The 12,951-nt window shown below is 55.0% G+C and carries 12 protein-coding genes; 4 read left to right on the forward strand and 8 right to left on the reverse strand.

Annotation, left to right across the window (positions count from 1 at the left end; translation table 11 throughout):
- The first annotated feature begins 209 nt into the window (after positions 1-209).
- Positions 210-665: a DUF4385 domain-containing protein gene (locus FND52_RS19215; RefSeq protein WP_144132695.1), complete on the forward strand. Its 456-nt coding sequence runs from the start codon at positions 210-212 to the stop codon at positions 663-665.
- A 7-nt stretch (positions 666-672) separates the two neighbouring features.
- Here the strand turns inward: FND52_RS19215 and FND52_RS19220 are convergent, their stop codons facing one another.
- The 5 genes from FND52_RS19220 to trxC form a co-directional block, all read right to left on the reverse strand.
- A complete protein-coding gene (locus FND52_RS19220; RefSeq protein ID WP_144132938.1) occupies positions 673-993 on the reverse strand; it encodes a YfiM family lipoprotein in 321 nt (106 codons plus the stop codon).
- Between the two features lie 40 nt (positions 994-1,033).
- Positions 1,034-2,389 carry a CDP-diacylglycerol--serine O-phosphatidyltransferase gene (gene pssA, locus FND52_RS19225; RefSeq protein WP_144132940.1) on the reverse strand — a complete coding sequence of 452 codons (1,356 nt, stop codon included), beginning with the start codon at positions 2,387-2,389 and terminating at the stop codon, positions 1,034-1,036.
- A gap of 114 nt (positions 2,390-2,503) precedes the next feature.
- Complete coding sequence (locus FND52_RS19230) at positions 2,504-5,161, reverse strand: bifunctional acetate--CoA ligase family protein/GNAT family N-acetyltransferase (protein WP_144132696.1); 2,658 nt, start codon at positions 5,159-5,161, stop codon at positions 2,504-2,506.
- Between the two features lie 32 nt (positions 5,162-5,193).
- Positions 5,194-5,895 carry a tRNA-uridine aminocarboxypropyltransferase gene (locus FND52_RS19235; protein ID WP_144132697.1) on the reverse strand — a complete coding sequence of 234 codons (702 nt, stop codon included), beginning with the start codon at positions 5,893-5,895 and terminating at the stop codon, positions 5,194-5,196.
- 79 nt (positions 5,896-5,974) lie between these two features.
- Complete coding sequence (trxC, locus tag FND52_RS19240; protein WP_125293975.1) at positions 5,975-6,394, reverse strand: thioredoxin TrxC; 420 nt, start codon at positions 6,392-6,394, stop codon at positions 5,975-5,977.
- A 204-nt stretch (positions 6,395-6,598) separates the two neighbouring features.
- Between trxC and FND52_RS19245 the strand changes: the two genes are divergently transcribed.
- Entirely contained in the window at positions 6,599-7,651 is a 1,053-nt protein-coding gene (locus FND52_RS19245; RefSeq protein ID WP_125293974.1) for a tRNA/rRNA methyltransferase, read from the forward strand.
- A gap of 38 nt (positions 7,652-7,689) precedes the next feature.
- Here FND52_RS19245 and ung read toward each other — a convergent pair whose 3' ends face one another.
- Positions 7,690-8,370: a uracil-DNA glycosylase gene (gene ung / locus FND52_RS19250; RefSeq protein ID WP_125293973.1), complete on the reverse strand. Its 681-nt coding sequence runs from the start codon at positions 8,368-8,370 to the stop codon at positions 7,690-7,692.
- Between the two features lie 317 nt (positions 8,371-8,687).
- On the opposite strand from ung, the gene grcA reads away from it, so the two are divergent.
- Positions 8,688-9,071, forward strand: a complete 384-nt coding sequence (grcA, locus tag FND52_RS19255) for an autonomous glycyl radical cofactor GrcA (RefSeq protein ID WP_125293972.1) — start codon at positions 8,688-8,690, stop codon at positions 9,069-9,071.
- Positions 9,072-9,118: 47 nt separating this feature from the next.
- Here grcA and srmB read toward each other — a convergent pair whose 3' ends face one another.
- Positions 9,119-10,444: an ATP-dependent RNA helicase SrmB gene (gene srmB / locus FND52_RS19260; RefSeq protein ID WP_125293971.1), complete on the reverse strand. Its 1,326-nt coding sequence runs from the start codon at positions 10,442-10,444 to the stop codon at positions 9,119-9,121.
- Positions 10,445-10,574: 130 nt separating this feature from the next.
- Between srmB and trmN the strand changes: the two genes are divergently transcribed.
- Complete coding sequence (trmN, locus tag FND52_RS19265; RefSeq protein WP_125293970.1) at positions 10,575-11,309, forward strand: tRNA(1)(Val) (adenine(37)-N(6))-methyltransferase TrmN; 735 nt, start codon at positions 10,575-10,577, stop codon at positions 11,307-11,309.
- Here the strand turns inward: trmN and nadB are convergent.
- Positions 11,294-12,913 carry an L-aspartate oxidase gene (nadB, locus tag FND52_RS19270; protein WP_144132699.1) on the reverse strand — a complete coding sequence of 540 codons (1,620 nt, stop codon included), beginning with the start codon at positions 12,911-12,913 and terminating at the stop codon, positions 11,294-11,296. The two genes, trmN and nadB, sit on opposite strands and share 16 nt — an antisense overlap.
- Positions 12,914-12,951 lie beyond the last annotated feature (38 nt).

The following is a 12,951-nucleotide window of genomic DNA, read 5'->3' on the forward strand; positions in this document are numbered from 1 at the left end:
AGAAGTGAAACGCCGTAGCGCCGATGGTAGTGTGGGGTCTCCCCATGCGAGAGTAGGGAACTGCCAGGCATCAAACAGGACAAAGGCCCAGTCGCAAGACTGGGCCTTTTGTCGTTTCAGATTTAATCTCTCCTAATCCGATAAACTCATTGCACCCACAGACACGGACTATCTTTAAAACGTCTGTTAAACCTGTAGGGGAGCTGTGGATGACTAAAAAAGAGTTCGACTATCAGCAGGATTTTTCGCAAATCGACTTTCGAAAGCACCCTGAGAAATATCAGGTTGGACGCGGCGAGCAAGGCGTACTGTTAGTGGAACCTTACAAAGGCGAAATCCTTCCCTGGTGGCGCTATAAAGATGAAGAATCAGCAGTCAAATCTGCGGAAAAAATCTACCAGCTCTTTGAAGCGTATCGTCAACAGGACGATTTTGTCGGAATGGATATGGCTCGTAAATTTATCCAGATGGGATATACCCGCGCGCGACGCTACGCCAATTATAAAGGCGGTAAAAAATACACCGAGGAGGGTGGCCTGCATGAGCGCGGCAACGATCCGGTAAAAGCGGCGGCCGCTGCGGTATTTAAAACCTGGTGGGATAAAATCCGTGCAGATGACGATTATTTAAAGCGCAAACGCGCGCATCAGGCGAAGTGGGGATAAACAACGATTACCGCGCAAGCTGCCATATGGAGTAGCCGGTCGCCGCGCCCGCCACATCCCAGGCAAAATCTTTCCAGCTCCAGCCACTCCCGGCTGGCCGACTGTCCCACAGCTCCTTCGATGCCCCAAGCCCCACCGAAAACATAAATCCAAATCCGGCACTGGCATCACGCGACCAACCCTGATGCTGCGCCATCTCATTACCGGCGGCGGACAGCATCGCGGAGGCGATAAAGTGCTGAGCCTTATCCTGCCCGCTCCATTGGTCATTCGCCATATGGCTACAGCCCGTCAGTAAAAAAAGCGTAATCAGTAAAACTCGGCGCATTAAATGACTCATAAAAAAGCCCTGCATGCAGGGCTATGATTCAAAGGATACGGCTGATTAAGCGATCGATTCGGATGCGTCGTAAACGACGGATCAGTTTACGCACCTTAACCGGATAATCGGCGATGCTTTCCAGATCCCGATAATGTTGAACCACAGTCGTATGGGTGCGGATCAACTCAAGCTCTTTATCGCGCTGTGCCGCCAGCTCATGTTTAGGATCGTGGATCAGAATTGCGTTTTCCAGATCCAGACGCCAGGCGCGTGGATTAAGATTGTTACCGGTCAGCAGCATCCACTCATCGTCGACCCACATCCCTTTCAAATGATAGGTATTGTCATCATCCTTCCACAGCCGTACGGTCAACTGCCCGGTATTCACGTAATACTGCAGACGGCTCAGGAAGCGGCGCAGGTTGATTTCGTATAAATAGGGCAATGCGCCAATAATTTTAAACGGCTGATCTTCCGGGATATAAAAGTCGTTTGCGGTTTTATCGCCGACGATGATTTCGACCTGTTTGCCATCGCGCAGTAGCTGAATGATGTTACGTACCAGAATGGCGGGCAGGTTGAAATAAGGCGTGCAAATCGTCAACTTCTGCTCGGCGCAGGGCATCAGATGGAAGATAGTTTTATTAAGCGGGCTGGATTTCCCCAGGCCTACCAGCGGCGTCACGGACAGCTGTTCGTTATCGGCATCGCCAGCGAAATGATACACCGCGTCGCGCAATTCCTGACGGAACAGCCGGACGTCATTTTTGATTTCCTGGCTTTTCGGACGTTCAGCCGTATCGAGCCGGTTCACCGCACGCCCCTGGATCAGATTATTGTTCACCCAGTCGTACATAATGTCGGCGAGGCGAGGGTTACGGATCGACTGATAGCGGTCGTAACGATACTTATCATGCTGATGCAGATAAACGTCGTTTAAACTCGCGCCGCTATATATGACGCTGTCGTCAATGATAAAGCCTTTAAAGTGCAAAACGCCAAGGGCTTCACGCGTATTAACAGGAATACCGTAAACCTGGATTTTAACGTCCGGGTTTTCCTGCGCCATACGGCAGTACCAGTCGGCATTGGTGTTAGAAGCGGCAGCGCCAATGCGGCCACGCTGTGCGCGGTGCCAGTCAACCAGCACGGAGACATCCAGCTCAGGACGCTGGCGCTTGGCTTCGTAGAGTGCTGAAAGAATGCCGTGCCCGCCATCATCTTGTTCAAGATAAAGGGCAATAATGCAGATGCGTTTCGTCGCGCTGGCGATCTTTTGCAGCAACGTGGTCCGGAAGTCGGCCGGAGAGAAATAAAACGCTACATCATCAACAGACTGAGAAAGCTTAGGTAGTTGGGCAAGGTGTTGTTGATGTTTGTTTCGTTTAAATTTAGACAACATCACAGTGCATATCTTCTCTATACAGTAGGTGGCCATCCCTGAGGGGCGGACGACGGTAGCGGTGGATAATAACATTACTGTTCAGGAATGTGAGTAACATTTCCAATACCTTACTCACGAATCCTGCGTTTTATTCAAGGCTAAGGTCAGTCCAACGATGCCATCTTCTAACTGGATGTCGACGTCAAAACCCAGTTTTCTCGCCAGCGCTACCATGCCTCGATTGTTGGGCATCGTAATGCCGTTCAGCCGCTCAAGACCATGATCTCGCGTATAAGCGATGAGTTTTTCAAGCAATTTTCGGCCTAATCCCAGGCCTTTGAGATCGGAACGAACCAGCACGGCAAACTCCGCATCCACGTTATCCGGATCGGAAATCGCACGCGTCACGCCCAGGATCTGTTCATGGCCTTCATGGGAAAATACCGCGACAAACGCCATTTCACGATCGTAGTCGATCTGGGTCATATTCGCTAAATCTTCATGGGTAAATTCATTGATCTCGCTGAAATAGCGATAGTAAAGATCTTCTTTGGTGACCTGGGAAATAAAGCGTCGCAGTTCCGGCTCATCCTCCGGTAGGATTGGCCTGAACAGGCAAGTTTGGCCGTTTTTAAGGATGACCGTTTCTTCAAGCTGATGAGGATAAGGGCGGATCGCCAGCCGCGCATCGGCATCGCCTTCAAAGGCTTCCAGCTCCAGCGTCACGTCCAGCGCGGTAAATTCGTTACCGGAAACCAGCAGTGGATGAATATCCAGCCGTTTGATTTCCGGGCAATCGACGATCAGGTTGGACACCTGAACCAGGAACTGACTCAACCCGGCAATATCCAGCGCCCGTAGCGCGCTACGCCCGCGGATAGTGCCGCTCTTGATTGCCTGAATCACCAGATAGCGTGCCAGATTCATGTTCAGCGGCGGCAGCGCGACGGCGGCCTGATCCTGACGCCACGCCATCCCGCCATCACCCAACATAATCAGCGGGCCGAATACCGGATCCTGCTCCACCACGACGCGCAGCTCCTGCGCCCCTGCACGGTTCGCCATGCTCTGCACCAGCAACCCGTGGATCCGCGCCTGAGGCCAGGTCATTTTCACCCGATCGAGAATAGCGTCAGCGGCCTGCTGGACTTCATTCGCCGTGCGCAGATAGAGCATCACCCCCTGAACTTCCGACTTATGGGGAATATCCGGTGAACGCAGCTTCAGCGCAACCGGATAACCAATCTGCTTAGCAATATGCACCGCTTCGGCGCTGTCGCTGGCTATCCAGGTCGGCAGGGTTTGCAAGCCATAGGCCTGAAGAATGGGTTGAACCTCGTGGGTGTCCAGATGCGTCGCGCCATCCTCCAGCGCCTGAGTAATCAACTGGTGCACTTCAGCGGTATTGGCGGTGAGGTTTGCCGGTAACGACGGCGTTTCACGCAGCTGCTTCTGGTTACGGCGGTACTCCACCATATGCATAAACGCCGTGACCGTACCTTCCGGCGTGCGATAGGTAGGAATACCGGCATCGCTGAACCAGCGACGCGCTTCCTGTGAAGAAAATTCACCGCACCAGTTAGTCAGCAGTGTCACGTAGCGTCCACGCGGATGACGCGCCAGCAACTCGATAATCGCTCGCGCGCTTTCGCTGCCCGGTGCGGCGGCGCTGGGGGAGTGGATAATCATCAGCGCGTCAAAATCCTGGCTATCGAGCAGAATTTCCAGCGTCTGGACATAGCGCTGAGTAGTAGCATCGTCGCGTAAATCCAGAGGATTGGCGGCGTTTACCCCCGCAGGTACCACGCCCGCGAGGCGGTTGATGATGTCTTCACTGAGGCTTGCCAGCTTGCCGTTTCGTAACCACAGCTCATCCAGCGCCAGGGCGGCAGGCGCTGCGCCGTTGCTGACAATCATCAGCCGCTCGCCGCGCAGCGGGCGCATATGGCTGAGCGTTTCGACAGCGGAAAACAGTTCATGGGTATCCTGCACGCGCAACAGGCCAGCACGCTGAATGGCGGCATCCCATGCGCCATCTAAACCGGTTTCTGCATTCAACAACTGGCGCGCTGATGGGCTGCGTCCGCTTTTAATAACCAGAATGGGTTTGTTACGTGAGGCGCTACGGGCGGCGGACACAAAGCGGCGGGCATCGCTGAGCTGTTCGAGGTACAGCAAAATCGCGCTGGTTTTGCTATCCCGCGAGAGATAGTCCAGCAGTTCATCGACATCAATATCCAGGCTGTCACCCAGCGCGATAAAATAGGAAAACCCCATTTCACGCTGCTGCGCCCAGTCCAGAATAGTATTGGACACCGCCGCCGACTGCGACACAAACGCCAGTTTACCCTTACGGATCGGCACCGGGGAAAAGCTGGCGTTAAGCCCTTGCCAGGGCGCAAGCAGGCCCAGACTGTTCGGACCCAGAATCCGCATTTGCCAGCGGTTGGCGCACGCCAGCAGCGCGGCCTGCTGCTCTTTCGGGGAGGAGAGAATGATGCAGGTCTTGCAGCCTTTTTCGCCGAGGGCGTTGAGCAACGCTTCGTTACGGCTGGGGTTGGTGCAAATCACCGCCAGATCGGGCGCGAATGGCAGGCTGGCGACGTCCGGCCAGGTCATCACGCCGCACACCGCTTTATAGGCGGGCGTAACGGGCAGCACCGGTCCGGAAAAACCGCCTGACAAGAGGTTCCTCATCATCAGGTAGCCCGCCCTGTCGGGCTTTACGGACGCGCCAATGACGGCGATGGATTTCGGTCGAAGTAGCGCTTCCAGCCCACGTTGACTCATATCATTCTCCCCGAGGATGTGAATGAATGATTTTAAACGCTTTCGGTCTCGGTTGCTGTGACGTTTCCCTGATGATGGGGTTTCCCCGCCAGATAACGCTCGCGGAACAGCGTGAAGTGGTCGGCCAGCCCTTGCGCCGCTGGCGTATCACCCGCCAGCTCAAGCAGTGCGATGGCGACTTCGGCGGTGCAATACTGTCCGTCGCCGTGCGCTTCACGCAGCCGGTATGCCGAGGTCTTGCTGAGATCGACCGAAATCACCGGCAACGCATCCAGATACGGGCTTTTGCGAAACATTTTACGCGCTTCGGTCCAGGTGCCGTCGAGCATAATAAACAGCGGCGGTTTGCCCGAGGAAGGCGGAGCGAACAGCACTTCCCGCTGCGGATCGGCGTAGGATGCCGGGAATACCACCATCGGCTGATATGCCGGATCGTTAACCAGCTCAATCAGCGCCTGCGGCGGTTCAGTGCGCGACCACTGAAAGGCGGCAGTATCCGGCAAAACATCGGCAATCAGACGCCCGGTATTACTGGGTTTCATCGGCTCGGTATCAAACATTACCAGGCAAAAACGGCTACGCGCGGTAGCGGGCTGTAATGTTTCGCACAGACACTGTTTCAACGGCAGCAAGCAGCGCTGGCAGCGGCGGATGCGGTTGCCTCGGGCAAGAAACGGACGGGTGGCGCGCGCCAGGCGTTCAGCGCGCAGTCGAAGGACGGCGTTTTCAGTCATCAGGGGAATTAATGTAAAAACGCTATTCTAGCGTAGATAGCAAAACGGGGCACCCGGAAGATGCCCCGTCGGCGGGAGGTTACAGGTTTTCGTTAAGCCAGCTATCGAACGGCGCTTTCGGCATCGCGCCGTTGAGCATATCCACCATCTGACCATTTTTGAAAACCATGATGGTCGGAATGCTGCGGATGCGAAAACGCGCGCTGAGCGCGGGTTCTGCTTCGGTATTCACTTTCAGAAAGCGTACCTGGCCGCTACGCTCTTCGGCAACATCTTCAAATATCGGCGCGAAGTTTTTGCACGGGCCGCACCAGGGTGCCCAAAAATCCACGACGACCGGCAGGTCATCCTGAAGATATTTATCCAGCGTCTGGCTGGTAGCGTTAATCACTTCGCCATCAAACAGCTCATGGCTACAACGGCCACATTTTGCCCCGTCATTAATACGGTTGTCAGGTATGCGATTTACGGCCTGACAGGAGGCACAAACGGTATTCATAACTAACCTCTAAAGTGCGGCGTCGGGATGTCGACGGGATAAAACTGTTTCGTAGATGTTAAATATTATCGGTTATTCATTGGATATCGACAACGAGATAACTCCAATGAATATGATAGTTCCTGACTTTTGACCGAAGTTGATGGCGAAGCGGCGTCACATCGGGTAATCTGCGCGCCACGCGGCAGCCAGGTGGAGAAGAGCATGAGCGAAGAATTTAAAGGTAAAGGCGGCAAGGTCAAAGTGATGTATGTCCGCAGCGATGATGACAGCGGAAAACGCACCGAGAACCCGCGTACCGGGAAGGGGGGCGGACGCCCTGCGACGTCGGGTAAAGGCGATCGTCGTCCGCGTCGTGATGATAAGCCTGGCGCTGGCCGCGACCGGTACAGCGATCGTGACGACGCACCCTCATCGTCACCGTGGCGTACGGTTTCACGTCCGCCGCGCGACTATAACGATGACGGTTCCACACAGGCTGAACCTGCTGAAAAAGGCTACGTCGACCGGGAAGTGATCCGTCGCCAGCGCGCTGAAGAAACGCGCGTTTACGGTGAAAACGCCTGCCAGGCGCTGTTCCAGAGCCGCCCGGATTCCATCGTGCGCGCCTGGTTTATCCAGAGCGTCACGCCGCGTTTCAAAGAAGCGCTGCGCTGGATGGCGGCTAACCGTAAGGCCTATCACGTAGTAGATGATGCCGAACTGGCGAAAGCGTCGGGCACGGAGCATCACGGCGGCGTGTGCTTTATTATCAAAAAGCGCAACGGTATGAGCGTTGAAAGCTGGCTGGAAAATGCCGGTGAGGATGATTGCGTACTGGCGCTGGAAGATGTCGGCAACCCGCATAATCTGGGCGGCATTATGCGCAGCTGCGCGCATTTCGGCGTAAAAGGTTTGCTGGTGGAAGATGCCTCTCTGCTGGAGTCCGGCGCGGCAGTGCGTACTGCAGAAGGCGGTGCGGAGCACGTGCAGGCGATCAGCGGCGACAACTTCAGCGACGGTCTGGAGCGCTTCCGTAAAGCCGGTTACACCATTGTGACCACCTCCAGCCATAAAGGCACCGCGCTGTATCAGGCGCAATTGCCGAAGAAAATGGTGCTGGTGCTGGGCCAGGAGCGTGACGGGGTGTCTGATGCCACGTTCGACAATGCCGATATGCGTATCGCAATCCCCGGCTCAGGTAATGTTGAAAGCCTGAACGTGTCGGTCGCAACCGGCGTGCTGTTAGCCGAATGGTGGCGACAGAATAAAGCCTGATAATAAGAAGCCAGCGTATGCTGGCTTTTTTATGCCAGCTATTCCGGCAGCACCGGCGTCCAGTCGATGGGCGTTTCGCCGCGCTGCGCCAGATAGTCATTGGCTTTCACAAAATGGCCGCAGCCAAAAAAGCCGCGATGGGCAGAAAGCGGGGAGGGGTGTGGTGCCTGTAACACATAATGACGCTGCCTGTCGATCATCGCGCCTTTCTTCTGGGCATGCGAACCCCACAGCATAAACACCACGCCTTCGCGATGTTCGTTAATCAGCGAAATGACCTTATCAGTGAAAGTTTCCCAACCGAGTCGGGCATGGGAATGCGCCTGTCCTGCGCGCACGGTCAGCACGGTATTAAGCAGCATCACGCCCTGGCGCGCCCAGCTTTCCAGATAGCCATGCGACGGGCGGGCGAAACCGGGGATTGAGCCTTCCAGTTCTTTATACATATTAACCAGCGACGGCGGCGGTTGAATGCCGGGGCGAACGGAAAAGGCCAGACCGTGGGCCTGATTTGGTCCATGATAGGGGTCCTGCCCCAGAATCACGACTTTGACGTTCCCCAGTTCGGTAAACCGAAAGGCATTAAACACATCTTTAGCTGGCGGATAGATGGTCACGCCAGCGGCACGCTCATCCTCAACGGTTTTCAGCGTATTAATAAAGTAAGGTTGCTGCTTTTCATCGGCCAGCACGTCGTGCCAGGTGAGAGTAGTGGTCATTTCGCTCTCCTGCGAAGGGTGATGACATAGCTTAACGTCTTATTTGCACGACACAAAATCCCGCGCCGGTTTTGTTCCGGAAAGCTAAAAAATTTTGAAAATTTACAAACTTTTTAACTCGAGATATATCGCGTAAGTTGATGTAAAACAAATAAATGGCGTCATAGCCCTATTCGCCATATGATTTTTATTGATTTAAATCAAAGAATCCCGGCCAGGCGATTGGTATACAGTACAGTAACGCAACAAAGGTTTTACCAATGAGCCAATGCAGGCCCAACGAGAATCAACAAAATTTGCCCATAGGGAGAAATACAATGATTACTGGTATCCAGATTACTAAAGCGGCTAATGACGATCTTCTGAACTCTTTCTGGCTGCTGGACAGCGAAAAAGGCGAAGCGCGCTGCGTCTGCGCTAAAGCCGGTTTCGCTGAAGATGAAGTGGTTGCAGTGAACGCACTGGGTGAATTCGAATACCGTGAAATTCCGATGGAAATCAAACCGGAAGTGCGCGTGGAAGGCGGTCAGCACCTGAACGTTAACGTACTGCGTCGTGAAACCCTGGAAGATGCGGTTAAGCACCCGGAAAAATATCCGCAATTGACCATCCGCGTTTCCGGTTATGCGGTTCGCTTTAACTCTCTGACGCCGGAACAGCAGCGCGACGTGATCGCCCGTACCTTTACCGAAAGCCTGTAAGATTATTTATTCGGTAAACAAAAACGCCAGCTTTCGCTGGCGTTTTCTTATTCTGCATTATCGACTTTCGCTTCGCTCGGTTTACGACGCTTACCGATATTTTTCTTATCGCGATGACGGACTTTAACGCGCGGTTTTTCTTTTTCCTGCTCTTTCTTCTTCTCTTCGCGTTTTGCTAACGCTTTCTTCGACGGCTTGCCTTGCAGCTTCTCGCTTGGCGCGCGGGTAGTCGGACGCAGTTCGTCAATCACGCGGGATTTCAGCGGCTCATTCAGATAGCGGCCCACTTTACCCAACAGCAAGTGATCGTGCGCTTCGACCAGCGAGATCGCGGTGCCTTTACGGCCGGCGCGACCGGTACGGCCAATGCGATGCAGATAGGTATCGGCGGTGCGCGGCATATCAAAGTTGAATACGTGGCTCACGTCGGCGATATCGATACCGCGCGCAGCAACATCAGTGGCGACCAGTACGTTAACGCGTCCATCGGTCAGACGATTGATGGCTTCGTTACGTTTAGCCTGCACCATTTCGCCTTCAATAAAGCAGTTAGGGATGCCTGCGTCGCGCAGCCAGCCCGCCAGCTCATGCACGCGCTCGCGCTTGCGCACAAATACGATAGCGCGCGTGGTTTCTGGCTGCTTCAACAGATGCACCAGCAGCGCGGTTTTGTGCTGGATATCGTCGGCGCGATAGTACCACTGGTGGATTTTTTTGCGTTCGCGGGTGGACGGTGAAGCGGAAACTTCTTCCGGCTCGTTAAGCAGGCGCTCGGCAAAATTCTTAATTGCATCGCCTTCCAGCGTGGCGGAGAACAGCATGGTCTGGTTGCGCCAGCGCGTTTCCCCGGCAATATGTTCGATATCCTGGGCGAAACCCATGTCCAGCATGCGGTCGGCTTCATCCAGAATCAGGGTTTCCACGGCGCGGCAATCAAAGTTTTCTTCTTTAATATATTGCAGCAGACGGCCCGTGGTAGCGACCACGATATCCTGGTTTTCGCTGAATACTTCTGCGTGGTTCATATACGCCACGCCGCCGGTAATGGTCGCGATATCCAGATGGGTGTGCGCCGCCAGTTCACGCGCCTGTTCCGCCACCTGCATCGCCAGCTCGCGGGTCGGCGTGAGGATCAGAATGCGCGGTGGGCCGGATTTTTTACGAGGAAAGTCGAGTAAATGCTGCAACACCGGCAGCAAATATGCCGCCGTTTTACCGGTGCCTGTCGGCGCAGAACCGAGGACATCACGCCCTTCCAGGGCAGGCGGAATGGCGGCAGCCTGAATGGCGGTCGGGCGAGTGAAGCCTTTATCCTGAAGGGCTTTCAGCAGGCTTTCATCAAGTTCTAGTTCGGAAAAAGTGGTTACTGTCATTTTCTACCTCAGTGTGGGCCGCCGATTATAGACGTTAAGGCAGCAATGTTCATCACTTAGTATGGTTATGCTCTTTTCCAGGGGAATACTTTACCCTATGCTACAACGGTTTCCCTGCCAGGTTGTAATAATGCCAACGACTAAAACGCTTCTTCGCCGCGATGGTTTCACTTTTAAACAGTTCTTCGTTGCCCACGATCGTTGTGCAATGAAGGTCGGGACTGATGGGATTTTGCTGGGCGCGTGGGCGCCGGTGGCGGGCGTAAAACGCATTCTGGATATCGGCACCGGCAGCGGGCTGATCGCCCTGATGCTGGCCCAGCGCGCAAATGAGGCGCTTATCGACGCGGTTGAAATGGATCCTGATGCCGCCAGTCAGGCCGCTGAAAATGCGCAGGCTTCTCCCTGGGCCGGGCGCATCCATGTTCATCAGGCAGATTTTCTAACCTGGACGCCGGACGCCTCTCATCGCTACGACCTGATCGTCAGCAATCCGCCGTTTTATGATAAAGGCGTGGAGTGCGGCAGTTCGCAGCGTGAACTTGCCCGTTATAACACCTCGCTGGAACATGAAGCGCTGTTACGCGGCGCGGCGCAGTTGATTACCGAAGAGGGTTGTTTCTGCGTAGTGTTGCCGGAAGCCACGGGCTCCGCCTTTACGCAAAAGGCGCAGGAGATGGGCTGGCATATTCGCCTGAGAACCGATGTGTGCGATAACGATACCCGGCTGCCGCACCGCGTACTGCTGGCGTTTTCGCCGACGCCGGGCGAACTGTTTATCGACCGGCTGGCGATCCGCGGGCCAGACCAGCGTTACTCCGATGCCTGGTGCGGCCTGACCCAGGATTTCTATCTGTTTATGTGAACCAGCGGAGAGAGCACCGACGGGCCTGAATTCTCCTGTAAATCCGGATAATCCAGGGTGTAATGCAACCCGCGGCTCTCTTTACGCATCATCGCACAGCGCACAATCAGCTCCGCCACCTGCACCAGGTTGCGCAGTTCCAACAGATTATTCGACACGCGGAAGTTGGCGTAATACTCGTCAATTTCTTGCTGGAGCATGGTGATGCGGCGTAACGCCCGCTCCAGTCGGCGCGTGGTGCGCACAATCCCCACGTAATCCCACATAAACAGTCTGAGCTCGTGCCAGTTATGCTGAATGACCACCAGTTCATCCGGATCTTCAACCCGGCTTTCGTCCCAGGCGGGTAGGGATTTCGGCTGGCGGGCGAACGGCAGACGTTTTTGAATATCTTCCGCCGCCGACCAGCCGTAAACCAGGCACTCCAGCAGCGAGTTTGATGCCATACGGTTGGCACCATGCAGGCCGGTATAGGTGACTTCGCCAATGGCGTACAGCCCGTCAACGTCGGTGCGGCCATTTTCATCCACCATCACGCCACCGCAGGTATAGTGCGCCGCAGGCACGATGGGGACAGGATCGCGGGTCAAATCAAGCCCAAGGCCGAGCAGCTTTTCATAAATCATCGGGAAATGCTGACGAACAAATTCCGCAGGCTTGTGGCTGATATCAAGATACATGCAGTCCGCGCCTAAGCGTTTCATTTCATGATCGATAGCGCGCGCCACGATATCACGCGGAGCCAGTTCGGCCCGTTCATCGAAATCGGGCATAAAACGCGTACCGTCCGGGCGCTTAAGATAGGCACCTTCGCCGCGCAGTGCTTCGGTCAGCAGAAAATTGCGTGCCTGTGGATGGAACAGCGCGGTAGGGTGGAACTGGTTAAACTCAAGATTGGCGACCCGGCACCCGGCGCGCCACGCCATGGCGATGCCATCTCCGGAAGAAATATCCGGGTTAGTGGTGTACTGGTACACTTTCGATGCGCCACCCGTTGCCAGCACGACGGCTTTCGCGCGGCAGGTTTCCACCTCTTCTTTATTGCGGTTCCAGATCCACGCCCCAACCACCCGGCGGGTGCCCGGCAGGCCGATTTTATCGGAGACGATAAGATCCACGGCGTTGCTGCGTTCGATAACCCGGATATTGGGATGCGCCAGCGCTTTACCGACCAGCGTGGTTTCGACTTCTCTGCCGGTAGCGTCGGCGGCGTGCAGAATGCGGCGGTGGCTGTGTCCGCCCTCGCGGGTCAGGTGATAGTTTTCTTCACCGTTGGGCTGCACTTCGGTATCAAACAACACGCCCTGATCGATGAGCCACTGAACGCAGCGCCGCGCATTGCTGGCGACGAACTCCACTGCATCGCGATCGCAAATCCCGGCTCCGGCGATAAGCGTGTCTTCAACGTGGGAATCGATGCTGTCTGTTTCATCGAATACCGCCGCGATACCGCCCTGAGCGTAGAGCGTCGAGCCTTCACTGACCGGCCCTTTGCTCAATACGATAACCTGACAATTATCCGCCAGGCGAAGCGCCAAAGAGAGACCCGCCGCACCGCTGCCAATAATCAAAACGTCACAATTCATTTCGGATGATGTGTTCATGCTGTGTGTTTAATTTACTAAACATTGTTGGCCCAGCA

This window comes from Atlantibacter subterraneus (genome assembly GCF_007570865.1).
Classification (GTDB): Bacteria; Pseudomonadota; Gammaproteobacteria; order Enterobacterales; family Enterobacteriaceae; genus Atlantibacter; species Atlantibacter subterraneus.